Source organism: Kineococcus gurbantunggutensis (genome assembly GCF_050871925.1).
GTDB lineage: Bacteria > Actinomycetota > Actinomycetes > Actinomycetales > Kineococcaceae > Kineococcus.
Genome location: NZ_JBJLSG010000020.1, coordinates 25,932 through 50,687, shown reverse-complemented (window position 1 = coordinate 50,687; position 24,756 = coordinate 25,932). Strand labels below are relative to the sequence as shown.

General features: G+C 72.7%; 28 protein-coding genes and 2 pseudogenes. 13 read left to right on the top strand and 17 right to left on the bottom strand.

Going from position 1 to position 24,756, the window contains the following annotated elements:
- Nucleotides 1–358, bottom strand: a pseudogene (locus ACRYR7_RS05915) (aminoglycoside phosphotransferase family protein); the annotation flags it as partial.
- A 333-nt stretch (nt 359–691) separates the two neighbouring features.
- Between ACRYR7_RS05915 and ACRYR7_RS05910 the strand changes: the two are divergent.
- Entirely contained in the window at nt 692–1,834 is a 1,143-nt protein-coding gene (locus tag ACRYR7_RS05910) for an FAD-binding domain-containing protein (protein WP_432571143.1), read from the top strand.
- 76 nt (nt 1,835–1,910) lie between these two features.
- On the opposite strand, the gene ACRYR7_RS05905 is transcribed toward ACRYR7_RS05910, so the two are convergent.
- From ACRYR7_RS05905 to ACRYR7_RS05890, 4 genes are all read right to left on the bottom strand, one after another.
- Nucleotides 1,911–2,372, bottom strand: a complete 462-nt coding sequence (locus ACRYR7_RS05905) for a VOC family protein (RefSeq protein ID WP_432571142.1) — start codon at nt 2,370–2,372, stop codon at nt 1,911–1,913.
- Between the two features lie 97 nt (nt 2,373–2,469).
- The gene (locus ACRYR7_RS05900) at nt 2,470–2,625 is read right to left on the bottom strand and encodes a hypothetical protein (RefSeq protein WP_432571141.1); all 156 of its coding nucleotides are present in this window, start codon (nt 2,623–2,625) and stop codon (nt 2,470–2,472) included.
- Between the two features lie 413 nt (nt 2,626–3,038).
- Nucleotides 3,039–3,989 carry an SDR family oxidoreductase gene (locus tag ACRYR7_RS05895; protein WP_432571140.1) on the bottom strand — a complete coding sequence of 317 codons (951 nt, stop codon included), beginning with the start codon at nt 3,987–3,989 and terminating at the stop codon, nt 3,039–3,041.
- A gap of 54 nt (nt 3,990–4,043) precedes the next feature.
- On the bottom strand, nt 4,044–4,805 hold the full coding sequence (locus ACRYR7_RS05890; protein ID WP_432571139.1) for a DUF3159 domain-containing protein: 762 nt from the start codon (nt 4,803–4,805) through the stop codon (nt 4,044–4,046).
- A 242-nt stretch (nt 4,806–5,047) separates the two neighbouring features.
- On the opposite strand from ACRYR7_RS05890, the gene ACRYR7_RS05885 reads away from it, so the two are divergent.
- The gene (locus tag ACRYR7_RS05885) at nt 5,048–5,887 is read left to right on the top strand and encodes a helix-turn-helix transcriptional regulator (protein ID WP_432571138.1); all 840 of its coding nucleotides are present in this window, start codon (nt 5,048–5,050) and stop codon (nt 5,885–5,887) included.
- A 248-nt stretch (nt 5,888–6,135) separates the two neighbouring features.
- Nucleotides 6,136–7,341 (top strand): Gfo/Idh/MocA family protein, encoded by a 1,206-nt coding sequence (locus ACRYR7_RS05880; RefSeq protein ID WP_432571137.1) that lies wholly within the window; start codon nt 6,136–6,138, stop codon nt 7,339–7,341.
- 723 nt (nt 7,342–8,064) lie between these two features.
- On the opposite strand, the gene ACRYR7_RS05875 is transcribed toward ACRYR7_RS05880, so the two are convergent.
- The 4 genes and pseudogenes from ACRYR7_RS05875 to ACRYR7_RS05860 form a co-directional block, all read right to left on the bottom strand.
- Complete coding sequence (locus ACRYR7_RS05875) at nt 8,065–8,649, bottom strand: hypothetical protein (RefSeq protein ID WP_432571136.1); 585 nt, start codon at nt 8,647–8,649, stop codon at nt 8,065–8,067.
- A gap of 304 nt (nt 8,650–8,953) precedes the next feature.
- Nucleotides 8,954–10,030, bottom strand: coding sequence for a helix-turn-helix transcriptional regulator (locus tag ACRYR7_RS05870; RefSeq protein ID WP_432571135.1), 1,077 nt, complete (start codon nt 10,028–10,030; stop codon nt 8,954–8,956).
- Nucleotides 10,031–10,157: 127 nt separating this feature from the next.
- The gene (locus ACRYR7_RS05865; RefSeq protein ID WP_432571134.1) at nt 10,158–10,589 is read right to left on the bottom strand and encodes a VOC family protein; all 432 of its coding nucleotides are present in this window, start codon (nt 10,587–10,589) and stop codon (nt 10,158–10,160) included.
- 195 nt (nt 10,590–10,784) lie between these two features.
- Nucleotides 10,785–11,996, bottom strand: a pseudogene (locus tag ACRYR7_RS05860) (FAD-dependent oxidoreductase).
- 76 nt (nt 11,997–12,072) lie between these two features.
- On the opposite strand from ACRYR7_RS05860, the gene ACRYR7_RS05855 reads away from it, so the two are divergent.
- Together ACRYR7_RS05855 and ACRYR7_RS05850 are read left to right on the top strand one after the other, a co-directional pair.
- Entirely contained in the window at nt 12,073–12,774 is a 702-nt protein-coding gene (locus ACRYR7_RS05855) for a TetR/AcrR family transcriptional regulator (RefSeq protein WP_432571133.1), read from the top strand.
- A gap of 349 nt (nt 12,775–13,123) precedes the next feature.
- Nucleotides 13,124–13,399: a hypothetical protein gene (locus ACRYR7_RS05850; protein ID WP_432571132.1), complete on the top strand. Its 276-nt coding sequence runs from the start codon at nt 13,124–13,126 to the stop codon at nt 13,397–13,399.
- 7 nt (nt 13,400–13,406) lie between these two features.
- On the opposite strand, the gene ACRYR7_RS05845 is transcribed toward ACRYR7_RS05850, so the two are convergent.
- Nucleotides 13,407–13,730, bottom strand: coding sequence for a hypothetical protein (locus ACRYR7_RS05845; RefSeq protein WP_432571131.1), 324 nt, complete (start codon nt 13,728–13,730; stop codon nt 13,407–13,409).
- A gap of 688 nt (nt 13,731–14,418) precedes the next feature.
- Here ACRYR7_RS05845 and ACRYR7_RS05840 point away from each other — a divergent pair.
- The 6 genes from ACRYR7_RS05840 to ACRYR7_RS05815 all read left to right on the top strand — a co-directional run bounded on the left by ACRYR7_RS05840 (nt 14,419) and on the right by ACRYR7_RS05815 (nt 18,474).
- Entirely contained in the window at nt 14,419–15,339 is a 921-nt protein-coding gene (locus ACRYR7_RS05840) for a transposase (RefSeq protein WP_432571130.1), read from the top strand.
- A 126-nt stretch (nt 15,340–15,465) separates the two neighbouring features.
- On the top strand, nt 15,466–16,623 hold the full coding sequence (locus tag ACRYR7_RS05835; RefSeq protein ID WP_432571129.1) for an IS30 family transposase: 1,158 nt from the start codon (nt 15,466–15,468) through the stop codon (nt 16,621–16,623).
- A 336-nt stretch (nt 16,624–16,959) separates the two neighbouring features.
- Nucleotides 16,960–17,625, top strand: coding sequence for a hypothetical protein (locus tag ACRYR7_RS05830; protein WP_432571128.1), 666 nt, complete (start codon nt 16,960–16,962; stop codon nt 17,623–17,625).
- Nucleotides 17,626–17,638: 13 nt separating this feature from the next.
- A complete protein-coding gene (locus ACRYR7_RS05825) occupies nt 17,639–18,070 on the top strand; it encodes a transposase (RefSeq protein ID WP_432571127.1) in 432 nt (143 codons plus the stop codon).
- The gene (locus tag ACRYR7_RS05820; RefSeq protein WP_432571126.1) at nt 17,974–18,315 is read left to right on the top strand and encodes a transposase; all 342 of its coding nucleotides are present in this window, start codon (nt 17,974–17,976) and stop codon (nt 18,313–18,315) included. The genes ACRYR7_RS05825 and ACRYR7_RS05820 overlap by 97 nt, the downstream gene beginning before the upstream one ends.
- Nucleotides 18,316–18,318: 3 nt before the next feature.
- Entirely contained in the window at nt 18,319–18,474 is a 156-nt protein-coding gene (locus ACRYR7_RS05815) for a hypothetical protein (protein ID WP_432571125.1), read from the top strand.
- 109 nt (nt 18,475–18,583) lie between these two features.
- On the opposite strand, the gene ACRYR7_RS05810 is transcribed toward ACRYR7_RS05815, so the two are convergent.
- The 4 genes from ACRYR7_RS05810 to ACRYR7_RS05795 form a co-directional block, all read right to left on the bottom strand.
- Nucleotides 18,584–18,865 (bottom strand): tyrosine-type recombinase/integrase, encoded by a 282-nt coding sequence (locus ACRYR7_RS05810; RefSeq protein WP_432571146.1) that lies wholly within the window; start codon nt 18,863–18,865, stop codon nt 18,584–18,586.
- A gap of 42 nt (nt 18,866–18,907) precedes the next feature.
- On the bottom strand, nt 18,908–19,561 hold the full coding sequence (locus ACRYR7_RS05805) for a tyrosine-type recombinase/integrase (RefSeq protein ID WP_432571124.1): 654 nt from the start codon (nt 19,559–19,561) through the stop codon (nt 18,908–18,910).
- A 245-nt stretch (nt 19,562–19,806) separates the two neighbouring features.
- Entirely contained in the window at nt 19,807–20,109 is a 303-nt protein-coding gene (locus tag ACRYR7_RS05800; RefSeq protein WP_432571123.1) for a hypothetical protein, read from the bottom strand.
- A gap of 209 nt (nt 20,110–20,318) precedes the next feature.
- Nucleotides 20,319–20,543 carry a hypothetical protein gene (locus ACRYR7_RS05795; RefSeq protein WP_432571122.1) on the bottom strand — a complete coding sequence of 75 codons (225 nt, stop codon included), beginning with the start codon at nt 20,541–20,543 and terminating at the stop codon, nt 20,319–20,321.
- Between the two features lie 237 nt (nt 20,544–20,780).
- Between ACRYR7_RS05795 and ACRYR7_RS05790 the strand changes: the two genes are divergently transcribed.
- Nucleotides 20,781–21,305, top strand: coding sequence for a SigE family RNA polymerase sigma factor (locus ACRYR7_RS05790; protein WP_432571121.1), 525 nt, complete (start codon nt 20,781–20,783; stop codon nt 21,303–21,305).
- Nucleotides 21,302–22,393 (top strand): hypothetical protein, encoded by a 1,092-nt coding sequence (locus tag ACRYR7_RS05785; protein WP_432571120.1) that lies wholly within the window; start codon nt 21,302–21,304, stop codon nt 22,391–22,393. Before ACRYR7_RS05790 ends, ACRYR7_RS05785 begins: the two co-directional genes overlap by 4 nt.
- Nucleotides 22,394–22,604: 211 nt before the next feature.
- On the opposite strand, the gene ACRYR7_RS05780 is transcribed toward ACRYR7_RS05785, so the two are convergent.
- The 3 genes from ACRYR7_RS05780 to ACRYR7_RS05770 all read right to left on the bottom strand — a co-directional run bounded on the left by ACRYR7_RS05780 (nt 22,605) and on the right by ACRYR7_RS05770 (nt 24,634).
- On the bottom strand, nt 22,605–23,312 hold the full coding sequence (locus ACRYR7_RS05780; protein WP_432571119.1) for a maleylpyruvate isomerase family mycothiol-dependent enzyme: 708 nt from the start codon (nt 23,310–23,312) through the stop codon (nt 22,605–22,607).
- Between the two features lie 199 nt (nt 23,313–23,511).
- Nucleotides 23,512–23,922, bottom strand: coding sequence for a GNAT family N-acetyltransferase (locus ACRYR7_RS05775; RefSeq protein ID WP_432571118.1), 411 nt, complete (start codon nt 23,920–23,922; stop codon nt 23,512–23,514).
- A gap of 70 nt (nt 23,923–23,992) precedes the next feature.
- Complete coding sequence (locus tag ACRYR7_RS05770) at nt 23,993–24,634, bottom strand: hypothetical protein (protein WP_432571117.1); 642 nt, start codon at nt 24,632–24,634, stop codon at nt 23,993–23,995.
- Nucleotides 24,635–24,756: the final 122 nt, after the last annotated feature.

The window sequence follows — 24,756 nt, the reverse complement described above, 5'->3', positions numbered from 1 at the left end:
TGAAGTCGGCGACCGCCTCGTGCAGGCGGCGCAGCAGGTGCCCGACGGCGATCACGGCCTGATCGGACCAGGGGCGCGGGTGGACGACCTCGCCGGGGACGAAGTGCACCGCTTCGCGCCCGTCGGGGGCGAAGCCGGTGCCCACCGGGCGCGGTGCGGCTTCGAAGCCGACGGCGTGCAGGTGGTGCAGCAGGGCGGTGGTGGAGGGTGACCAGGGCGCTGCGGGGCGCAGGACCACGTGGCCGCGGCGGGTGACGGTGCTGCGCCCACCACCGGTCAAGGCCACTTCCTGCTCGGTCTCGTGCCCGGTGCCGTCCCGGGGACCGCGGCGCTCAGGACCCCCGGGCGTGCTGCTCACGCGGGACAGCCTGGTGCAGCTGCTCGCCGGTGCGCACCCCGGGCACCGGCGTGTGCGTGACGCCGCACCGTGAGGGCACGGCGCTCACCGGAACCGACCGGACGGGGTGCCGGTGGCAAGCCGGTGGGTGAGGATCGTGCGGTGCCCGTGCTGCCGCCTCCACCGCTCGAGCGTGATGGCCTCCTGGCCTGGGTGGGTGCCCACCTGGGCCACCTGACCTGCGAGTCCAGCGGTGAGGCGGGCGGTGGGGGGAACAGGGGCCCGGGCGGGCAGCCGACAGCCGGTGCGCAGGCCGGGTCGGCGGGTGCGTCCAGCGCCGGCGCGGCGCGCGCGGTGGCGGCCTCACCGATCCGGGGAGGGCAGGCGGCGGCCGACGCCGCCCTGGCCGGGCTCGACCTGAGCGGTTACGCCGCCGGGCGCAGCCGGGTGTGGCCGCGCCAGCGGCGCGCCACCAGTCGCCTGTCGCCCTACGTCCGTCACGGGCTGCTCACCCTGCCGGCGGTGTGGGCCGCCGCGGCCGGCGCTCCGGCTGCTGACCGGGCGAAGTTCCGCGAGGAGCTGCTGTGGCAGGAGTACGCCCGCCACCTGTACGCGCGCCTGGGGCCCGCCACCGCGCGCTCGCTGCGCTTCGCCGAGCCCGTCGCCGTTCCCTCACCGGTGCCGGTGCCGGCGTGGGAGCGCGAGCCCTGGCCCGCCGAGATGGCCTGCGTGGCCACCTGCACCGCCGAGCTGCACCAGGACGGCTGGCTGGTGAACCAGGCCCGGATGTGGCTGGCCTCGCAGTACGCGGTGCGCGCCGGGCGTGACTGGCGCGAGGGAGCGGACCGGATGTACCGGCACCTGCTGGACGGCTCGGCGGCGGCCAACCGGCTGGGCTGGCAGTGGGCGGTCGGCACCGCCACGGGCAGGGTGTACGGCTTCAGCCGTCAGCAGGTGGAGGCGCGTGCGCCGGGTCTGTGCGGCACCTGCGCCCTGCAGCGGGCGTGCCCGATCCAGGACTGGCCCGAGGTCCAGACCGGTGCCCGCCTGCAGGCGCCGGCGGCCTTGAGCGGTGGGCGCGGCTGGGGCGGTGACAGCGGTGCGGGTCCGCGCCGCGCCGAGCTCAGCGGTGACCCGCAGGCGGTGTGGTTGACGGCGGAGTCCCTGGGCCGGGGAGATCCCGCGCTGGTGGCGCACCCGCAACTGCCGGCGGTGTTCGTCTTCGACGAGCCGTTGCTGGCGCGGCTGCGCCTGTCGGGCAAGCGTCTGGTGTTCCTGGCCGAGACGCTGGCCGAGCTGGGGTGCGAGGTGCGCCTGGGGGACCCGGTGAGCGAGCTGGCCGGGCGCCGGCTGGCCGTGACGCACGCACCGGTGCCGGGGTTCGCGCGCCGCGCGGCGCGCCTGGACGTGGTGGCGCGCCACCCCTGGCCGTGGCTGCGCCGGCCGGGGACCGGGTCGTTGCGCTCCTTCAGCGCCTGGGCGCGTTCAGCGCGCTGACGTCCGGCGCGTTCGCCACGGGCAGGCCCGCTGCTGCGGTGCTCGCCGGGGCTGCTGCGCGGTCCCGCCGCCGCCCTCAGCCGGCCTCGAAGGTGGGCAGGACGAGCGAGCCGTCGTCGGCCAGGGGGAAGCCGGGGTTGTGGGCGATCTCCCAGGCGTGCCCGTCGGGGTCGGTGAAGACCCCGGCGTAGCCGCCGTAGGAGGTGACCGCGGCGGGGCGGGTGATGGTGGCACCGGCTGCCTGCGCGGCGGTGAGGACCTGATCGACCTCGCTGCGCTCGTGGACGTTGTGGGCCAGGGCGATGCCGCTGAAGCCGCCGGGTGCGGGGGAGCCGGGGGAGGCGGGTGCCGGCTGGTCCGGCAGGGCGCAGTCGGCGGCGAGCTCGGCGCGGTCCCACAGCACCACGCCCAGGCCGCCGGCCTGGAAGAAGACGGTCTCCTGCACCTGCTGCCCGCGCCAGCCGAGCTGTTCGTAGAAGCGGCGTGCGCGCTGAAGGTCGCGCACGCCTAGGGTGATCAGGCTGATCCGCTGCTGCACGGGCGCCAGGCTAGGTGGCGCCACCGACACCGCTGCGGTCGCCGACGGCGCTGTTGATGAGGCGCCGGGGTGCCGGGGGACGTGGCGTGCACGGTGCTCACCGGCCGGCCGCGTCGCGGATGACGGCGGTGACCTCGTCGGGGTGGCTCATCATCACCACGTGCGAGCTGCGCACCTTGGTGGTCCTCGCCCCCATGCGCTCGGCCATCGCGAACTGCGCCGGTACCGGGATGAGGCCGTCACGGGTGGCCACGACGTACCAGGAGGGGATGTCCTTCCACGCCGGGGTTCCGGAGGGCTCGATGAGCGAGGAGGTGTGCTCTGCCCGGCCGCGGCCAGCAGGCCCAGCACGCCCAGCCCGACCAGGAAGCGTTCCGGCGGAGGGCCTTCGAGGGCGCCGGCGGCCACCCCCAGGGCGCGCTGGTGCTGGCCGGGCAGGGCGCTCAGGTGGGCGCGCAGCGGGCTCAGCAAGCGTTGCAGCGCGGCGAAGGGGATGGTGGACTCCGCCTCGTAGCCGTCCACCCGCAGCAGGCGCGTGCCGCTCAGCGCCGAGGTCGCCCGCTCCAGCAGCGCGCTCTTGCCGAGCCAGGGCGGTGGGGCTCGCCCGAGGGGCGCCCGCGCACCGGCGGCGACGGTCCACCCGCGACCGCCGGCGCGCGGCGGCGTTCACGCGGGCGCGGGTGCGTTGAACGAGACCCCGGCCAGTTCCTGCGAGACCCGCCAGACGCGCTCCGCCGCCCCGGTGTCGCGCAGCGGGCGGAACAGGGTGTGCTCGCCCGGGCCACCGCCGAGGTGACCCGGCCCGGCGGGTCCGTAGAGCCGTCCACCGCGCGCGTGCGGGGAGGTCGCGGCCATCAGCGCGGGCAGCTGCGCGCTGTCCACGCTGCCCACCAGGACGCCGGCGCGCGAGAGCCTCCTGATCACCGCGATCTGCGGGGTGTCGCGCTGCCTGCCCATCTCCGGGCGTGCGGCCAGCAGGCTGGTCGGGGCCACGCCGGGGTGCGAGAGGTTGCTGGTGATGCCCCAGCCGCCGGCCCGGGCGCGCCGCTCCAGCTCGAGGCCGAACAGGCCCAGGGCGATCTTCGACTGGCCGTAGGCGCGCATGCCCTCGTAGGAGGACTCCCAGTTCACGTCGTCCCAGTTGATCCCTCCGCTGCGCGCCGCCACGCTGATCTGCGAGGTGATGCGTGCCCGGCCGGCGGTGAGCAGCGGCAGCAGGTGCGCCACCAGCGCGACGTGACCCAGGTGGTTGGTGCCCAGCTGCAGCTCGATGCCGTCGGCGGTGACCTGCCGCTGCGGCGGGTGCATGACCCCGGCGTTGTTGACCAGCAGGTGGATCGGGTGGCCCTCGGTGCGCAGTTGCTCGCCCAGGGCGGCCACCGAACCCAGCGAGGACAGGTCCACCTCGCGCAGCGAGACCCGGGCGCCGGGGTGCTGGGTGCGGATGCGGGTCAGCGCCGCCTCGCCCTTGGCGCGGTTGCGCACGGGCAGGAGGACCTCGGCGCCGGCGGCGGCGAGCCGGCGGGCGATGCCGAAGCCGATCCCGTCGCTGGCTCCGGTGACGAGGGCGCGCCGACCGGACAGGTCGGGCACGGTGAGCTGGTGCGTGCGAGGCATGGCGTTGCTCCTGTCGATCACGACGAACGGGTGAACGGCGTCGGGTGGACGGCGTCAGGGGTGGGTGGGGGCGAGCGGGCCGGGGTGCGGGGCGGCGGCGGACCTGCCGGCCACCCGGCGGGCGATGAGCACGGTGAGGGCGAAGTGGACCGCGAACAGCACCGGGACACCGACCTGGAGCGCGGCGAGCGCGGCGAGCTGACCCTCGAGGTAGAACGCGACCCGCACGAGCAGGTTCGCGCCGGCCATGGCCGAGATGACCAGCGTGCTGAGGGTGTACACCCGGCGCAGGTCGCGGTGCTCGCGCCAGGCGCGCGGACCGCCGGCCAGCGGGTTGACGACGATGCCCATCAGCGGCCGCCGCGCGATGAGCGAGACGACGTAGGCGGCGATGAAGGCCGCGGGCAGCAGGGTGGTGGGCAGGAAGAAGGCCCGCGCCTCGCCGGTCAGGGCGGCGACCGCGGCGCAGACCACCGCGACCAGCAGCCCCGCGATCGCGGCGCCGGGCGACTCGCGGCGGGCCAGGCGCACCGCGCAGCCGAGCACCGCGGTGGCTCCCAGGGCCGCGAAGGCCGCACCGAGCCCGGCGGCGGCGTCGGCGGCCACGAAGGCGATCGTGGGGGCGGCGGCCACGGCCAGGCCGACCGGCCCGCCCAGGCGCTCGAGCGCGCGGTGCGCGGCGGTGCGCCACTCGGAGCGCTCCACGGGGTCGGGCAGGCCGAGCACCCGGCGGGCTCTGGCGCTGGCGCCGGTCGCTCCCTCGCCAGGACCGGTGTGCTCGGGCCGGCGGGTGTCGACGGTGGGTGAGTCGACCACGGTGTCCTCCTCGGTGGATCGGTTGGTCGGTCGGGCTGTGCTTCCAGCCTCGGCCGCAGGAGCGGGCTCAGCCAGGGCCTGCCGATCCGCCCCTGGTGCCACCGCGTCCGCCGAGCCCGCCGCTGCTCGCCGAGCCGGCTCAAGGGGGGATCGGCGGGCCGTGGCTGAGCGCGCCCGGCCGGTGCCAGGATCGCGGTGTCGACGGGACCGGCGAGCGGGCAGCGCGGACGAGCGGAGTGGCAGTGATCGACAGGGCGGGGTTGGCGGACTTCCTGCGCCGGCGGCGCCAGGCGCTGCAACCGCAGGACGTGGGCTTGCCGCGCGGGCAGCGCCGGCGCACCGCCGGGCTGCGCCGCGAGGAGGTCGCGGCCCTGTGCCACATGTCCACCGACTACTACGCGCGCCTGGAGCGCGAGCGCGGCCCGCACCCCTCGCAGCAGATGGTCGCCGCCATCGCGCAGGGGCTGCACCTGGGCCTGGACGAGCGCGACCACCTCTTCCGCCTGGCCGGGCACCACCCGCCGGCGCGCGGGGAGCTCAGCGAGCACGTCAGCCCCGGCCTGCTGCGCGTGCTGGACCGCCTGGAGGACACCCCCGCGGAGGTCGTCACCGAACTGGGCGAGACGCTGCGCCAGTCCCCGATGGGGGTGGCGCTGACCGGCGACGCCACCGGGTACAGCGGCCCGGCGCGCAGCCTGGGGTACCGGTGGTTCACCGACCCGGCCACCAGGGCGCTCTACCACCCGCGCGACCACGCGTTCCTCTCGCGCCTGTACGCCTCGGGCCTGCGCGAGGTGGTCACCCGGCGCGGGCCCGCCTCGCGCGCGGCGCGGCTGGCCGAGCTGGCCCTGGCCAGCAGCGAGGAGCTGCGCGAGCTGTGGCAGGCGCACGAGGTGGGGCTGCGCCCGCACGAGGTCAAGCGGTTCGTGCACCCGCAGGTCGGTGAGCTGGAGCTGCACTGCCAGACGCTGCTGGACCCGCAGCAGTCGCACCGGCTGCTGGTCTACACGGCGGTCCCGGGCACCGAGAGCCACGAGAAGCTGCAGCTGCTCTCCGTCCTGGGTGCCCAGGCGATCAGCTGATGCCCGCCGTGCGCCGCGACCACCGGTTCAGCGGGCAGGGCCGGCCTCGCTCACCGACCTCCCCCCGGTGCTCCACGAGCGACGGCGGATCCCACCGGTACCGGACCGGCGCCGGGCCCGCGGGCGCAGGAGTCCCGGTGGTGACCCGCGGGGCGCCGAGGACGGGGCACCCCGCGTCGCCGACGGCGTCGACGTGGATCATCCTGGGGGTTCACCGTCCGCGCCCTCGACTCGCAGGAGAGTCCCTCGTGAAGATCGCTGTCATCGGCACCGGCCAGTTCGCCCGCAGCTTCATCGCCCTGTGGCAACTGCACCCCGACGTCGAGGAGGTGTGGGTCAGCGACCTCGTCCCCGAACGTGCCCAGCAGCACGTGGAGACCCACGGCCTGGCCGGGTCCTTCGACAGCTTCGAGGACGCCCTGGCCTCCGACGTCGACGCGGTCGCGATCATGACACAGCGCTGGTCGCACGGTCCCCTGGTGCGCCAGGCGCTGGCCGCCGGCAAGCACGTCTACTCCGCCGTGCCGATGGCGAGCACCGTCGACGACGTCGAGGCCATCGTGGCCGCGGTGCGCGAGACGGGGCTGGTCTACATGATGGGCGAGACCAGCTACTACAACCCCGCCGTCGTCTGGGCCCGCGAGCACATCGCGGCCGGTGAGTTCGGCCGGGTGTTCTACGGCGAGGGCGACTACGTCCACGACATGGACAACGGCTTCTACGCCGCCTACCGCTACAGCGGCGGGCAGGACTGGAAGGAGACCGCGAGCTACCCGCCCATGCTCTACCCGACCCACGCCATCGGCGGTGTGCTGGGAGCCTGGCCGACCCACGCGGTCAGCGTCAGCTGCACGGGCATCAGCGACACCCGCGGCGACGGCGTGTTCGACAAGGCGGTCTCGCGCTGGGACAACGACTTCTCCAACATGTCGGCCCTGTTCGAGCTCGCTGACGGCGGGGTCATGCGGACCAACGAGTTCCGCCGGGTCGGGTACTGGAGCGGTCCGGAGTCGCGGTTCCGCTTCTACGGCACCGAGCAGGTCATGGAGCAGTCGGTCACCAGCACGGTCGTCACCGTCAAGACCGAGGGCGAGGACTACCACAAGGGCGAGACCCTGGACATCACCGACGAGCTGCGGGCCGGTGAGCACTCCGACGCGCCCGAGGACCTGAGCGATATCGATCCCGCGCTGCTGAGCAGCTTCCGCTCCGGCACCGCGAAGGTGCACGACCGCAGCCGGCTGCCGAAGGAGTTCGAAGGAGCCCCCAACGGCCACGAGGGGGCCCACCACTTCCTGGCCGACGACTTCGTCGTGGCGGTGCGCGACCGCGTCCACCCGCCGGTCAACGCCTGGGTCGCGGCCCGCTTCACCCTGCCGGGGATCATCGCCAACGAGTCGGCCAAGCAGGACGGGGCGCGGCTGCCCGTGCCGGACTTCGGCGATCCGGTCTGACCGGTGCACCGCCTCCCACCCGGGCGAGCGCGTCCGGGTGGGAGGCGGGTCCGCGGAGCTCGTCCCGTCCTCCGGTCGCGGCACGAGGACCGTGCCCGTTCCGGCCGCCGCCGACGAGCCGAGGTCGAAGCCCGCCTGGAAGCGGTGCCGGACGAGCTCCAGTCGACCGGACCGGTCACCGTGCCTGGAGGCGCGGCGGAGTACCCGGGGAACCCCGCGCTCCCACCCGGTGCACGCCGCCCGCTGCACGCACCTGACGACACGCGAGCACCACCGGCTCGAACCGGCCCGGGCGCGGGCCGCTCCCGCGGCGGCGTTGCTGCGGCAGCGGCACGCGGTGATCGTCACCGATCGGGCTCGGGACTCCGACACCGCCACCTCCGCCTCGAGGCGTGGCCGGCTGCGGGTCGCCGGCCGAGGGGGTGACCGCGGCCGATCCGCCACCTGACGTCAGCGCTGGTCGTCGTCACCTGCTGCCGGGGCGGGCTCCCCGCGCCGTCGAGGCCTCAGCCCGGACCTCGCCGATCACCACGAGCAGCCCCGCCCGTCGTTGCTTCAACTCGATCACACACTGCCGGGCGCCAGCCCCGTCACCGCTGTGCAGGGCACCGGCGACGAGCAGGGCACCCACCGGAGCTCGACGGAGAACGTCTCACGCTGATGACCGCGACCTCGCGGGCAGGGCGAGGTGACTGGACGTTCGCCCGGTGGTGACGAACCGGCTCAGGTGGGGACGGGGTAGCCGATCCGCGCGATGTCCCGCGCGAGGTCTGCCAGTCTGCGCTCGTGGTTGAGGCGGCGCACCAGCTCCTCGCTCAGTGGCTGCAGGGCCAGCACGTGCTCGACGTCGTGCCGGTCCACCTCGACCTCGTAGGTCTCCTGCAGGTGGGCGACGACGGCTGCACCGTCACCTTCGAGTTCGGCGAACAGCCAGTCCGAGCCGTCGCAGGTGTCCGAGGCGACTGAGCCGCGCAACCGCACCGGGTGCCAGCGCTCGTCCCCGTGCAGCCGCCAGCACGCCACGCTCACCAGCGGAAGACCGTCGCCGGTGAAGGCCGGCTCCGCCGCGACCTCGCGCAGCGGCTCGGGCACCGCGGCCAGCCAGTCGAGGTCGTGCTCCTCGACCCACGGGCTCATGGGGCTCTCGTGGTCGAAGCCGCGCAGCCACGTCCCGGCGGGGGTGAAGGTGATCGACCAGGCGTTGCCGCTGCCGTCGTCCATGGAGGCCAGCTCCTGGTCCGCGTCCCAGCCGGTGTCGAAGTCGAAGGTGCGGCTGTCACGGTCCTCGATCAGCACGGCGTCCAGCATCGCCAGGCCCTGGGCGCGATGGCGCAGCGTCTCAGGGTCGGGGAGTCGTCGTGCCAGCTGCACCGCACCGACCGGCAGCTCGGCCGGTGGGCTGGCAGGGACGTCTCGTCGCCGCGGTCGCCGCCTCACAGCGCCAGCATGCCCGAACTCGCGCCCGCCGTGATGGCGCCCGGCCCGCGCGATGACCGTGAGACATGCGCAGCGCGCCAGCACCGCGCCAGCGCGCACGGCGGCACCACCGGTGAGGATCTCGTTCCGGTAGTGGCCTGCCTGCTTCGGCGGGTGGATCTGCAGGTTGCTTCGATCACGCCCCGCGCCCGGACCTCGTCGACGTCGAGGGGGGTGCAGCAGCCCGCGTCCCGCGCTCGGCGAGCCGGCTGAAGGCGGCACGCAGGTCCTGCGGGCCGACGACCTCGATATCGGCGTCCAGCCGGGCCAGGGAGGCGGCCAAGCCCATCCAGGACCAGGACCCCAGCACGAGGCGGCAGCGGTGCGCTCCGAGGCTCTCCAGGGTCCCGTCACCGACGAACGGGGCCAGCTCGGCAGCGGACCGGTGCACGATGACCACCCCCGTGCACGGCCACCCCTTGCCCGCGGGCGAGCCCTTGAACCGGCCGGCGACGTAGGCGGCCGCGTCGCCGCCGGGGACCTCCCTCGGGCTGAAGCGGGCTCCGCCGGGCACCCGCAGCCGCATCCGGTCGACGCGGTAGGTCCGCCAGTCCTGCTTCCCGGGTTCCCAGGCGAGGAGGTACCAGCGCCCGGCGCGCAGGACCAGGTGGTGGGGGTGGACCTCCCGGGAGGCTGTCGGCTCGGTCGATGCGGTGCTTCCTCCGTCGTCTCTCCCGTCACCGGTTGCAGTGGTGCGGTCGTGGTCGTAGTCGAAGCGCAGCCCTTCACGCAGCTGCACGGCCTGATTGATGGCCAGCAGCAGGTCGACGTCGACCTGCTCGACCTCTGCCTGTCCGGTGCCTGCCGTCGCGGCCCGGTCCAGCACGATCGGGCGCAGCGCGTCGATGCGTCGGGTGAGGTGCGAGGGCATGACCTGGGAGAGGGTGCTCAGTGCTCGCGCGGCGGCTTCTTCGATCCCGGCGCCGGTGACGACGGCCAGCTGGAGGGCCACCGCCAGGGCGACGGCCTGCTCGTCGTCGAACAGCAGCGGCGGCAGCTGGGCACCGGCTTCCAGCCGGTAGCCGCCGTCGGGTCCCTTGACGGCGTTGATGGGGTACCCGAGCTCGCGCAGGCGGTCCACGTCGCGGCGCACGGTCCGCTCGCTGACCTCCAGCCGTTGGGCCAGGAGCGGCCCGGGCCAGTCGCGTCGGGACTGCAGGAGGGACAGCAGCGCGAGCAGGCGCGAGGACGTCGCGGAGGCGGGAAGGGCCATGACAGCAGCATGCCGGTCCGTGCGGACAGCGACTGTCCGCTTGTCCACGATCGGACGAGGGGCGGAGGGCGGTCGTGGTGGCCGCGCTCGGCGCACGGCCACCACGACGTCACCACGCCCGGTCGGGTCACTCAGCCGGGAACCAGGGGGCGATGACGTCGATGATCCAGGTGACCCCGAACTGGTCGGTGAGCTTGCCGTACAGCGGGCTGAAGATGGAGGGCCCCAGGTCGACCTCCACGTCGGCGGCAGCAGGACACAGCTCGTTCCAGTACCGGGTGATCTCCTCGGCGTCGGTGCTGCGCAGGGAGAAGTAGTAGGGGTTGTGGCCCAGGTCGTAGGGCCGGTCGTCCTGGACGTCGTAGGCCATGACGTGGAAGCCGCTGGGGGAGAGGACCTGGCCCCAGGCGATCTGCTCGGCCTGGTCCGGTCCCTGGCCGGAGGGGGTGGTGCCGTAGGGGACGGCGATGAGGTCTCCACCGAAGACGGACCGGTAGAACTCCAGGGCCTGCTTGGCGTTGCCGCGCAGGTTGATGTGCAGGGTGCTGGTGACGCTCACGGTGGTCCTCCTCCGCCCTGACCGGGCCATCCGCTCAGGCATGGAAGAACCATCTCGCCGGAAGAGGTCAGCTACTGTCCTGCACTGGCGATCAGATGAGGAAGCCTTTCGTTCGAGGCGTTCGCCCGTGGTGGTTGCGCCGGCGAGGTGGGTCGTGCGCACACGTGAGGATCGCCAGGTCGAGCTCCGGCTCGGTCATCGGCGTGTCCGCGAGATCGTCGTACGGGAGGGGTCGTGGTGAGTGTCGGTCGTCTCGTACTTCGTGGGTTCGTCGGTGTTCCCGGGGTCGAGGAGGTCGAGGAGGTCGAGGAGGGAGAAGGGCGTTTGTTCGCCGAGGGTGAGTTCCAGGGTCTCGTAGGAGTCGTTCGCAGCGGTTTCGCTGCGGGGGAAGAGCTCCGCCTCGTAGGCGGTGAGGGCGGCTTCGACGTCGTCGGGGTGGGCGACGATCGCGAGGGCGAGCTCGGCCCCGTCGAGCATGGCGAGGTTGGCGCCCTCTCCGGCCGGGGGAGCCAGGTGGGCCGCGTCGCCGATGAGGGTGACCCCGGGCACGCGCTGCCAGCGGTGGCCGACGGGCAGGGAGTGGATCATCCGCTTGACCGGGGTGGTCTCCCCGTCGGTGATGAGGGCGGTCAGCTCAGGGGCCCAGCCGTCGAACTCCGCGGCGACGCGGGCCGCGGCCTCGGCGGTGTCGGCGAAGTCGATGTTCTCGAGCCACTCGGCGGAACGGTTGAGCTGCACGTAGGTGTGCAGCACGTCGCCGGCCTCGCGGTGGGCGGAGATCCCCTGGCCCGGGGTCAGCGCGTACATCGCCCCGGCGCCGACGGCGGCCGCCGCGGCCGGGTGCTTCTCGTCCACGTCGTGCAGGTAGGTCTCGACGTAGACTGTTCCGACGTAGGCCGGGGTGGCCTCGCTCAGCAGGGCCCGCACCTTCGACCAGGCGCCGTCGGCTCCGACCAGCAGGCTCGTGGTGGTCGTGGTCCCGTCGGCGAAGGTGAGCGCGTGACGGCCTCCGCCGAGGGGGCGGACGGCGGTGGTCTTCTTGCCCCACTGCACCGTGCCCTCGGGCAGGGAGTCCAGCAGGATCTGGCGCAGATCACCGCGCAGCACCTCCGGACGCCCGCTGGCGCCGTCGTCGGGGGCCTGGAACAGGACCCGCCCCTGCGGGTCGAGGACGCGCAGGGCTTCGGCGCCGCGGTGAATGATCGCCTGGAACTGCTCGGTGAGGCCGGCGGCCTACAGGGCCAGCTGCCCGTTCTCGGGGTGGATGTCGAGCTGGCCGCCTTGGGTGCGTGCGTCCGCGGACTGCTCGCCTTCGTAGATCGTCACCGCGATGCCGTGGACGTGCAGCACGCGGGCCAGGACGAGGCCGCCGAGGCCGGCGCCGACGATCGTGACCGATGTGGGCATGGTGCTCTCCCGCAGTGCTGGAACGCTGTTCTACAGCTACTTTGGAACGCCGTTCTACATCTGTCAAGATGGGACCGTGGCAGACCGGAAGCAGGCAGGGGAGCGACGCACCGACGCGCTGTCCAGGCAACGCATCGTCGAGGCGGCGCTGGAGATCCTCGACGCGCACGGGGAGTCGGCGCTGACCTTCCGCGCCCTGGCGGCCCACCTTCAGACGGGACCGGGGGCCATCTACCACTACGTGTCCAACAAGAGCGAACTGCTCCAGGCCGCGACCGAGGGCTTGATCCGCCACGTGCTGGAGCAGGCGGGACGGCCCGGGGCGAGCCCGCGGGAGGCGGTGCGCGAGGTGACGCTGGCCGTCTTCGACGCTCTGAGCGAGCACCCGTGGGTCGGTGGGCAGCTGGCGAACGAGCCCTGGCAGTCCGCACTCCTGCAGATCTTCGAAGCTGTCGGCGCTCAGCTGCCCGCTCTGGGGGTTCCGGAGCCGGAGCAGTTCGATGCCGCCTCCACGATCGTCAACTACGTCCTCGGCGTCGCCGGGCAGTACGCCGCCGCTGCACGGCTGGCCCCGACCGTGAGCGACCGCTCGTCCTTCCTGGTGGAGGTCGCGGAGCGCTGGACGGATCAGCACGACGTCTCCGAGCACCCGTTCATCCAGCGGTTCGCGGCACGGCTGCGCGACCACGACGATCGGGAACAGTTCGCGGCGGGGATCGAGATCCTCCTGCGGGGGCTGCCGCGGGAGCCGCAGCCGCAGGACAGCGCTCGGGGCTGAACCTGCGGACTCGGCGCTCCTGGTGAGACCTCGTGTCCGCACCTGGCGGTGCCGGGTCGGCGCACAGTCGGCCGGGCACGACCACGCAGCGCGCCAGACGGGGCGGGGATCGACTCGAGCCTGCTGAGCTTCCTGGAGCTGCCGACGACCATGCGGACATCGGCACGAGCGCGACGTCGCGACCCGTCGCTGACCGACCGGATCGCGGGATGACCGTGAGGTCGGTGAAGAGGTCGCGGAGGTACTGGCGCCTCCCATCGCGTTGCAGGCCGACCGGGCACGGTGAGCAGGTGCACGTCATCGCCTGGCCGGAGTCCGCGTCGTGGGGGTGATCGACACCGTCGGCCCGATGGTCGTAGCCCTGACCGTCATGGTCCTGCCCCTGCTGGTGGCGGCCGCTCGACGATCCTGGAACCGCTGGGCCGTGGGGCTGTACCTGCTCAGCCTGGTGCTGCTGGCGGTGTGGACGGCGAAGAGCGTGGTCATCGCTGACAGCAGCTTCGACCAGCCTCCAGCGTGGCCCGCGCTGCCGTGGATGGTGGCGACGCTTCTGGCCACAGGAGCCACGATCGTGAGTCTGCCGATGTCCCGACCCCGCTCTGGAGCACGCTGGCCAGCGGGATGAGCGGTCGTTAGGTGCTCTGCAAGTCTCCGATGAACTGGACGTCGTAGTTCGCACCCAGCTCCTCCCGAAGCCGGGGCAGCAGGTCCTCGCGGGCCTGGATGGCCCAGGTCCGCAGGTTCCGTTCGGCGGCAGGGGTCTTCAGCGCCGCGTGGGCCTGCTGCACCAGGTGCTCCCAGGCGCGCAGCTCGTCCTTGAGCCGCGAGGACAGCGGGAGGCGGTCCAGGTCGAGGTTGCCGATGGTCTGCAGGGTGGGACTGCGGAAGTGCAGCGGGTCTCCGCCGAAGCCGGGTGCGAGCAGCACGGGGATCGGCTTCTCGGTCCAGTCGCTCATGGTCTTCACGCTACGTCGTACCGGTGAGACCGCGAAGGAGAGCAGTTCGTGATCTTCAGCTATTCGGCTACTTGTTGACTTCCCTCACGGCGACGGCCCGGCCAGGCTGGAGCCGAGGTGCCCGACGTGACGCTCTCATATCGGCTGCCCACCCCAGGCGGGTGTGGCTCTCACATGGCGTGCGGAGCGTCGGGCACCGCCCGACGAGGACGTGGCTCAAGAAGGGTCTGTCTCACTCGAAGTAGCGCTGCCCGACCTCGTCAGCAAGACCGGCCGCACCGCCTTGGTGCGACCGGCGGCGAGGGAAGGGGCGCGGCATGGACGTCGACTCCGGCGTGATCATCGGGATGGACCCGCACAAACGCTCCGCGACCATCGAGGTCGTCGATCGAGCCGAGCGCATCCTGGGCGGTGCTCGTTTCGCCACCGACACCACCGGCTACCGCGACATGCTCACCGCGGGGCGCGCCTGGCCGCAGCGGGTCTGGGCGGTCGAAGGCGCCGGCGGCATCGGCAAGCACCTCGCGCAGCGGCTGATCGCCGACGGCGAGCAGGTCCTGGACGTGCCGGCGAAGCTGTCGGCTCGGGCGCGGGAGGGGGTACCTCCCACGCGCAGCGTGGGGGAGTCTCCACCGGTCAGGGCCGCAAGACCGACGCCACCGATGCGCACTCCATCGCCCTGGTCGCCTTGCGCACCCCGATCCTGCGCCGGGTCGAGGTCGATGCCGAGAACGTCGCGCTGCGGCTGCTGGTCGATCGCCGCGACGAGCTGGGAGTGGCACGCAGCCAGACGATCAACCGCATCCACAAGCTGCTGCTGGAGCTGCTGCCCGGCGGCGCCAAGGTCTTCTTGACTGCGCCGCAGGCCAGGGCACTGCTGGCCACGGTCCGCCCGCGCGACATCGTCGGGCGGACGAGGCGGTCGCTGGCGGCGGAGAAGATCGCCGAGCTCGCGGTGATCGACAAGAAGATCAAGGCGGCGAAGAAGGAGCTCACCGAGCTGATCACCGCGACCGGTTCGGGGCTGCTGCAGCTGAACGGTATCGGCCCGTCAGGCGCTGCCCGGTTGCTCGGCGATGTCGGTGACGTCGTCCGCTTTCCGACCAAGGCGCACTTCGCGTCCTGGAACGGCACCGCCCCGATCGACGCCTCCAGCGGCGAGAACAACCGCCACCGCCTGTCGCGCTCGGGCAATCGGCGCATCAACCGGGTCCTGCACATCATGGCGATCGTGCAGATGCGCCACGACACTGAAGGCCGGGCGTACTACCGGCGCAAGCTCGCGGCGGGCAAGTCGTCGATGGAGGCCATCCGCTGCCTGAAGCGGCGCCTGTCGGACGTGGTCTACCGGCAGATGGTCGCCGACGCGCAGGGCACCACGAGTCCGGCCGAGCCGGAGGTGGACATCGTTGACGACGTCGCCGAGGTCACAGCTGCCGAGGTGCTGCTGACGGGCCCGGGAGGACAAGCGGGGGCGGCTGCTGGCTCCAGCGCGACCGGCTCGGACCCCGGCGCCGGCTCTTCGGAGAAGTCACTTCCCGGGCCCGCCACGTCCATCGTCGCCACCCGCCGACGAAGCCGCAAGGCCCCTGTTGGACCCCGCCCTTGACACAGAAGGGAGCCATGAGCGTGCGGTCGTCGTCCGCTCGGATCATCTCAGAAACGGTGGCGGTCTCAACCGGTCAACGCACCACCCTCTTTGGATCATGGTGTGGTAGGTGTGGAGGTGGGGCCGGTGCAAACGTTCGGGTTGAGTCCACAGCAGCAGGACGAGGTGTGGGTGCGGTGGCGTGCGGGTGAGTCGCTGCGCTCGATCGCGCGATCGCTGGGCATCAACCGCCCAGCCAGCGTGCGCTGCTTCGTGGCCGCCACCGGCGGGGTGCGCCGGCCTGCACGGCGCAGGGCCGACCACCAGTTGAGCGCGGCCGAGCGTGAGGAGATCAGCCGCGGGCTGGCCGCGAAGGACAGCGCCCGGGCGATCGCCCGGCGGCTGGGCCGGTCGGCTTCGACGGTCAGCCGGGAGGTCGCCCGCAACGGCGGGCGCGCCAGCTACCGCGCCGGGACCGCTGAGGCCAGGGCCTGGCAGCGCGGCCGGCGCCCCAAGGCGTGCAAGCTGGCGGGGACCTCAGCAGCAGCCGCCCGGCTGCGGGCCCGGGTCGAGCACGACCTGGCTCAGGGCTGGTCCCCGCAGCAGATCGCGGCGCGCCTGCGGGTGGACTTCGGTGACGATGAGGCCATGCGCGTCAGCCGCGAAGCGATCTACCTGAGCCTGTTCGTGCAGGCCAGGGGCGCCTTGCGCAAGGAGCTGAGCGCTGCGCTGCGCACCGGGCGGGCCATGCGCTACCCCCGCGCCAAGCGTCTGCCGCAAGGGCGCGGGCAGCTGGTGGACACCGTGCCGATCAGCGAACGCCCCGCCGAGGTCGAGGACCGGGCGGTGCCTGGGCACTGGGAGGGCGACCTGGTCTTCGGCGCTCGGCCCAGCGCCATCGCCACGCTCGTGGAGCGCCGGACGCGCTTCGTGTCGCTCATCGCCCTGCCGCACGGCTACAAGGCCGAGCAGGTCCGCCAGGCCTTGAGCGCAGCCGTTCAGCGCCTTCCTGAACAGCTGCGACGCAGTCTGACCTGGGACCGCGGCAAGGAGATGGCCCAGCACGCCCAGGTCAGCATCGACACCGGGGTCCAGGTCTACTTCTGCGACCCGCACAGCCCCTGGCAGCGCGGGTCCAACGAGAACACGAATGGCTTGCTGCGCCAGTACGTGCCCAAGGACGCGGACCTACGTGCTTTCAGCCAGGCGGATCTCGATGAGATCGCCGCCCGCCTGAACGGAAGACCTCGACAGACCTTGGGATGGCAGACACCATCAGAAGCTCTCGACGAGGTGGTGCGTTGACCCCTTGAGACCGCCACCGTTTGTGAGACGGCGACCGCGCACGGGCGGTGAGATGACCGTGAGGTCGATCGTGACCACGGGATCGCTGCTGTCGGACCCGCCGGGCACAGTCCTGGGCGTGGTCTTCGACGGGCTCGTGCAGGGTGCTCTCCGGTGATCGGCCTGTGGAACGTCGCCGCCCCGCCGTGGGAGGAGGACCTGCTGGTCACCGCCGGGCGCCAGTGACTCGTGGACGTGTGGTCGCTGACGCGTGCTGCGCGCTGCGCCACGTTCGAGACCGTCTGGGGCAGTGGCGGTGGCTGGCGCGAGGCGTTGGTACCCGGGAAGGACCCGGTGGTGGTCGCCGGCGCCTGGGAGCGTTACGGGGTGTGCGGCTACGACCTGACGGGTCAGCGGCTGTGGCAGGACCGCAGCCGTACGAACGTGGAGGCTGTGACCGCCCTGGCCGACGGCCGTGTCGTCGTCACGTACAACCGCAGAGCCACCCGCGTGCTGCAGGCATCCACCGGGCAGGAGGTCCGTTCCCTGCGCGGGGTGCTGAGGGTGATCGCGCTGAGCGCGGACCTCTCGCTGGCGGTGGGCGGCGGCTGGTGCCGCCTGCTGGATCGTTCGCTGGATCCAGTGGCGCCGCGGATCGCGACGGGATGGGGTCCGGTCTGGTGCGCGGCCAGCGACGGAGAGCACCTGGCGATCACCGACAACGAGTTCTTGCGCATCCTGGATCCCCACGGGCGCGAACGAGCGAGGTCGGCCAGCCACGTGCGCCACGTCGTGCACGACCCGCTCACCCGCACCTGGGTGGCGATCCACGAGACCGATGAGGGGCAGGCGTCACTGCTCCGGCTCGACCACGACGCGGCAGTCCTGGAGCAGCGGCCCTGCGAACGCCCGCTCGACGTGGCCACCGTGCGCGCCGGCAGGGCGTTGGTCCTGCTCACTGATGCCGGCGTGCAGGTCCTGGACTGCTCGGACTGGAGCACCCGGGTCCTCGTCGACGTCTGAGTGACTGTTTCAGATGTCGGTGCTGATGGGTCATGCTGTCGCCGTGGCTGTCGAACGCGAGGCGTACCCCTCTGACCTGAGCGATGCGGAGTGGCAGCTGATCGAGCCGCTGCTGCCGAAGCAGGGCCGGATGGGCAGACCCCGCCAGGACCTGCGCGAGGTCCTCAACGGCATCTTCTACGTCGTCGACAACGGCGCCAAGTGGCGCGCGATGCCGCACGACCTGCCGCCGTGGGAGACGTGCTACCGGTGGATGCGCCGCCTGGAAGACGAGGGGACCTGGCAGAAGCTGGTGGACGAGGTCCGCGTGCTGGACCGCATGGGAAAAGACGCACCGTCGCGGCCAGCGTGTTCGTCATCGACTCCCAGAGCGTCCGCAGCAGCGAAGGCGGGCACGGGCGTTCCTACGACGCGGGCAAGAAGGTCAACGGGCGCAAGCGGATGACCGCGGTCGACGTCGAGGGCAACCTGCTGGCGGTGCAGATCACCGGTGGGGCGATCAGCGAGACCGCCGGTGGCATCACCCTGCTGAACGAACTGTCCGAGCAGTTCCCCGATCTGCGCCAGGTCTGGTGCGACCAGGGCTTCCGCCGCGGGTTCACCGACCGTGCTGCCGAACTGAGCATCACCGCCACGGTGATCAGCAGAGCACCGGGCAGCGTCGGCTTCCACGTCCTGCCGCGGCGCTGAGTGGTGGAGCGCTTCTTCGCCTGGATCAGCCGGGCTCGCCGGCTGGCGCGTGACTTCGAGCGGCTGGCGAGCACGGCGGTGACGATGGTCGAGGTCGCCTACATGCGGGTGATGCTGCGCCGGTTGACCAGGTCGGCGCAGTACTCACCACACATCTGAAACAATCACTGAGTGGTGTCGAGCGCTACGAGTACCACGCCGGCGAGGTCGGGCGGACACCGACCCGTCCTCCGCTCTTCGGCAGATGAGTGAAGTCGGGGCAGCCCCGTCAGGTGCCTGAGGCCATGTACACGGCAAGGATGTAGTTGGGGTGGCGATCCAGCGTGGTGCGGGCCCGGTCGTAGCGCATGGTGGTGCGGGGGTCGGCGTGGCGGGCGGCAATCTGGACGTCTCTGAGGTCCACTCCGGCGTCGAGCATGGTGGTGACGTAGGTGTGGCGCAGCATGTGCGGGTGCATCCGCGGTAGCCGAATCCGGGCGTCGGCAGCGAGGTGCTTGAGGCGGCGGGTGGCGGAGTGCCGGTCCAGCCGGCCGCCGCGGGTGTTGAGCAGCAGCGGCTGAGCGCCGTAGGCGCCACGATCACGGGCGTGAGTTCAGTCGTGGTCTTGGCGGTCGCCGATGGCGCGGTCCACCGCCCTGCCCACGGCCGGAGCCAGCGGGACCAAGACCACCTTGTGACCCTTCCCCACCACCCGCAGGACGCGGTGGCCGTGCTCCTCACCCAGGTCGGCGATGTCCAGGGCGCAGGCCTCGAAGATGCGCAGGCCCAGCAGCCCCAGCAGACAGACCAGGGCGAAGTCGCACGGGTTGGCCGAGTCCCGGGAGCTGGCGAGCATCGCTTCGAGCTGCAGGTGGGACAGGCCCATGGTGGGCGACTCGGGTGGGACGTTGGGGCGGCGGACGTAGTCGGCCGGTGAGTGCTCCAGGACGGCGTTGATGACGCAGGTCCGGTAGAAGCCCGCGACCACCGACATCCGCCTCGACACGGTCGAAGCGGCGAAGCGCTGGGTCTCCTGCATCCACCGCACGTACAGCTCGATGTGGGGCCGGCGAGCTTGCAGCGGGTCCAGTCCGCGCAGCTGGCACCAGGTGAGGTAGGCGCGCAGGTCGGACTCGGCGTGGCGGCGGGTCTCGCCGCGGTAGCGGGCCAGGTAGGCGGCGATGGCTAAGCGGAGCGGGTCGGTGCGCCAGGTCCCGTCACCGACGGCGATGGGCAGGGAAGCAGGGATGTCGGTGTGCTGGGTCATGACCGAGCATGCGCTGCAGACGGGCCGCGCGTCAGTCACGCTCGGCGAGCCGGAAGGACCGCGAAGGGGGGCGTGGTGCCGCTGCTCCGTCAGCGAATAGCTGACGGGCCTGGTGCAGCTCGGCGACGGCGATCAGCGGCAGCGTGCTGGCACCGGGCCGTCCACGTCGCGGCAGCCCCCGCCGGCAACGAGGTCGTCGACGGTGATGGTGAGCGTGGCCAGCACCGGCGTACTGAGTCGGGCCCTCACGACGTCGTCAAGGTCACTGCCCACACGGCGTACCCGTCGTCGCCGACAGGGCCAGAGCGCCGGAACGCCCGGCGCGACAGCACACGGGCCATCTCCTGATTCTGGTCGTGGACCACCGCGGCCACGAGAACCTCGGCCGCCTGCAGCTGCGCCGCGCCCGTGCGCAGCAGGTTCAGGCGCGCATCCACCGCCGAGCCACCGACCCCGCTGTGCCGGGCGTCAGCCCGCACGGCCAAGACGCTGAGCTGGCCTGCGGCCACACCGCTGGGGCGAAGGGTCGCCGGCTCGTACTCGCACACGCCTTCCAAGACCCCGTCCTGGCCCCGGTACAGCAGTGCCCGCGGACGCCGGTCCGGTTCGCGGCGTGGGGAGGGCAACGTGCTGGCCAGGTACTGCAGCTCCTCGATGACGTGCCGCTCCCACAGCGGGGGACGGCGGCTGAGGGCTGCGATGAAGTCCTTCAGCTCTCGCCGTGAGGTCGAGCCGTCGTGCAGCGGGACCCAGTCGTTCAGGACTGGACCTGAGACCGGCCCTGAGGCTGGACCCGTCGCGGCGCCAGGACGGTCTGCTCGATCAGCTGGTCCATCTGGGCCTCGCTCAACTGCGGCCGTCCCGTCGGGGGTGCCGGGACCGGACGGGGGCGGCGCAGCAGACCCCGCGCGGCGTCCTCGAGGTGGTCAGCGCCGCGCCAGCGCAGGACGCGAAGCGCCTGCCGGGTCTGGTCGCTGAGCATGGCTTCATCGTAGTCGCCGGCGGGCCACCGCGCTGGGTGCTCGGCCGGCCGCTGACCGGGCCTGGGTTTCATGCCACTCGCTGGACGAGGCAGTGGGCTTCCAGGGGCGACTCGAGGAGTCGGTGACGTCCACGACAGCGGGATGAGCGGGCGACCCATCGTGGGTGCACGGCAGAGCGGGACAACCTTCTGCAGGGTCCAGCCGGTTGTAGCAGGTGAGACCCTGAGGAGGCCCAGATGGATGCAGCGGAGGACTTCCGGCTCTTCGTCAGCAGCAGGCAGCAGGCGCTGCTGGGCACGGCGTGGTTGCTGACCGGCAACTGGGCCACCGCCGAGGACCTGGTGCAGACCGCGCTGGTGCGGGCCTGGCCGCACTGGCGGCGCATCGGCGGTGCCCGGGGCGTGAACGGGCGCGAGGGCGCTGACGCCTACGTCCGCCGGATCATGGTGAACCAGGCGCTGGACTGGCGCCGCCGGCGCTGGCGCGGGGAGGTCCCCACCGCCGACCTGCCCGACCTGCCCGTTCCCGCCGGCCTGGGGCCAGAGGTCCACCACGTCCTGCTCACCGCGGTGCGGGCCCTGCCCCCGCGTCAGCGGGCCGTCATCGCCCTGCGCTTCTACGAGGACCTCACCGAGGTCGACACCGCCGCCGCGCTGGACTGCTCGGTGGGCACGGTGAAGAGCCAGACCTCCAAGGCGCTGGCCACGCTGCGCCGCCACCCCGCCCTGCACGAGCTCGACCTCCAGGAGAGTGCGCGATGAACCAGGACCTGCAGCGGATGCTGACCGAAGCCGTGCCGAGCCCGCCGCGGCGCCTGGACCCCGAGGAGGTCCTGCACGCTGCCCGGCGCCGCCAGCACGCACGCCGGCGCACCGCGGCCTTCGCCGCCACGGGCCTGCTCGCCGCCTGCACCGCCGCTGCGCTCGTCGTCACGGACCTGGGCGGGCAAGGTGCCGTTCGCCTGCAGCCGGCGGCGCCGACTGCACCTGTCCCACCCGCACCGGCACCTGCACCTGCACCGGCACCGCGGTGGGAGCCGCCGGGCATCGAGGCCACCGATCGCGGCATCAACGGCGTGGAGATCACCGCGCAGGGCTACCAGGTGCGGGCCGGCTCGGCGCAGGCGGCCTGCGTGGCTGCTGGCGCGATCACCGTGGTGGCCGAGCCGACCTTGAGCGTGGGGCCCGGGTGCGACCCCTCCCTCGACGGGCCCGGCGCCCTGCTGGTGCCGTGGGTGGTGCGGCAGTGGACGGGAGGAGCGGGGCTCGCCTCGGGGGTCAGGCTCGTCGACGGGGTGCCCGTCTACCTCGACGACGTCCCCTACGGGCAGGAGAGCAGCGCCGTCGTCAGCGTCCCCTCGCGCGGGGTGCGGGTGCAGATGGCCGGTGACGAGGAGCAGGTGCGTGTCCTGCTGGACAGCCTGGCCATCCAGCCACGTCCCGGGGAGCGGCAGGCCCCGGCCCGTGCCAGCAGCAATCCCGTGGCAGGTGCCACGATCACGGAGACCACCGGCGCGTGGACGGGGCAGTCCCGCGACCCGGACCTGCTGGCCCGCTTGCAGGAGGTGGTGGACGCCGCTGCCCGCGTGGACGGTGAGCCCGGCTGCCTTCCCGCGCCCGGGCAGCAGGCGCAGATCGACCTGCTGACCACGCCGGACTACGAGCACGACCCCGACGGCACGCCCACTAAGCGGTACCTGCGCGAGTACACCTACCTCCTGGTGGACGTCACCGGTGGTTGTGACCTGGTGTTCTCCAGCACCGGCGCCGTCCTGCGTCCCGACCCGGCCCTCTTTGGCCCGCTGGTGCAGCAGTTGCGCGACAGCAAGGACTTCGACGACGGCAGGTGACGATCCGACGCGACGGAGGCCGAGCGGTCTCTACGGCACGAGTGAAGACTGCCCGCCTCTGAAGCAACAACCCCACGACTCCGACCTCATCCGTGACACCTCGGTCTTCGACAGATGCGGGCGTCGTGGCCAGCGCCAAGACCGCGAAGCCAGCGCTGCTGGCGAGGCCAGGCACAGTGAGCGGGGAGCGAGTCGACGTCCTGGCCAGGTCTTACGGGGTCAAGGCCGTGCCCAGCAGCGCGGTGGCCGCACCCCGATCACCCGTCGACGTCAGGTGGGCGTCGTCCACGCCGGTGCGCCGCCACAGCAGCTGCGCCAGGGCCGCAGCGGGACCGCTGACCTCGGCGACGACGTGCTGCGGTGCGCCCAGGACCCAGTGCCCGCCGGGGGCGCGCAGCGCCACGCCGATCCGCGGGGCCGGGATGCGGCCCAGGCGGACCTGGCGCGGGTGCAGGGTGTCGAGGACCTCGGCGATGCAGTCGGCCGCGAGCAGCTCGTCGGTGCTGCGGGGCAGGCCCAGCGCGTCGTGCAGGTCCCAACGGTGCACGGCGGTCTCGTGCAGCTGCCGGCGCCTCCACTGCGCCACGGTGCCGGGCCCGGTCAGGGTGCGGCACGGCCGGGAGGGGTCACCGGCCAGGGCGTGGCGCAGCTCGTGCGCGGCGGCGGTGTAGTCGGCGGCGGGGTCGGCGGCGGCGGGCGGATCCTCATCGGGCAGGTCCGCCTCCTCGGGGTACAGCCGGCTCATGGCCGCGGCCCAGCGGTGCACCCCGGCCAGGTGGGTGAGCAAGTCGCGAACGCTCCAGGGGGCGCAGTGGGGCACCGGCGCGCTCAGATCGGCGTCCCGCAGCAAGGCGATGACCGCGTCTTGCTCGGCTACCAACGCCTGGTGGTCCTGCAAAGACGTGTGAGCGTGCTGCACGAGGCTGACGTTAGGTCACCGGCAGGAGCGCTCGGGCCCTTACATGATCTTCCGGACATCGAGCTGTCCGCGAGGTCGCCGACAGCTCGGGACTGCACACCGCGGGATGAGCGGAAGATCAGCTTGAGGATGCCGTCGAGGGAGTGCGGGGCCGCGCAGAGCCCGGCTTCGGTCCTCGACCGCGACCTTCAAGGGTGCTTCAGCCCTGTGCGGGCATGAGCTTGGTGCACAGCACGTCGGGGCAGCTGAGGTAGCCCAGCCGCTGCCAGAAGAGCAGTCCTTCGGTGTTGTCGGGCATCACCAGCAGGTTGATGCGCGGTGCTCCACGGGCGCTCAGGCGTCGCTCCAGCTCGCCGACCAGGGCGGCAGCGAGTCCCTTGCGGCGGTGCTCGGGCTGCACGGCGAGGCGGTGGATCCAGCCTCGTCGGCCGTCGAAGGTGCCCAGCACCGCTCCGGTGATCCCCGCGTCGGCGTCTGCTGCGACGAGCATCAAGTCCGGGCCGTGAGTGAGGGTCGCCCGCAACTCCTCCTCGGGCATCACGTCTCGCCCGGTCGCTTGCCACAGCTGGGCAGTGGCGGGGTAGTCGGACCATGCAAAGGTGCGGATCACCGGCTCATTGTGGGGTGCACCGCCCGCTCATGATCGCGCCCCACCAGCGGGATGACCGCGAGGTGCGCGCTCAGGTGCCCTTCGCGGTCGACTGGGTCGAGGCGCCGTCGTCAGGGGAGCGGGTGGCGACCTGGGCCAGCCAGGCGTCGGTGTCCGTGCACGCCCGTCGCACCTGCTCGTTGTCCGCTTCCGGTCGCCTGGGCCCGTCGACGGCTGCGCTCCAGGCCCGCCCGTGCTGCAGCGCGGTGTAGCGGATGCCCAGCCAGAACCCCGGTTCCTGCACCTGCAGGCCGTCCTCGTCGTCCTCGGCTTCGCGGGCGCGGTCGATGAGGACCTGGGTGACGTAGGCGCGCCCGTGGCCGTCGGTGCCTTCGAGCACCACGATGCGCGAGCCGGCCTGCGAGGGGGTGGCCGGCAGCGCCACGGTGCACAGCTCCTGCGGCGCCTGTTCGGGGCCGGGTGCGTCCAGGGGCGTGAACTCGATGGAGCTGGACATGCCGGGGCAGCCGTCGTTGTCGGCGCACAGCTGCTGCATCGCCTCCTCGGTGCGCTGGGCGGCCAGGGCGACGACCTGGGCGGCGGCGGTGCGGGCCTCGGCCTGGCTGACGGCGGCGACAGGCAGCTCCTCCTGCCCGGAGCAGCCGGTGAGGGCCCCGGCCAGGGTCAGCGCGCCCAGCGTGGTGGGCAGCAGCGCGCGGCGCGGTGTGGTCACGCCGTCGACGCTATCCAGCCGGCGCTTCGCTCGGGGGGCGATGTGTGCACAAGGGCTCGACGGATCGCTGGCACCGGTGCAGGGACGGACATCGACAAGACCACCACCTCGCCGGTGGCTGA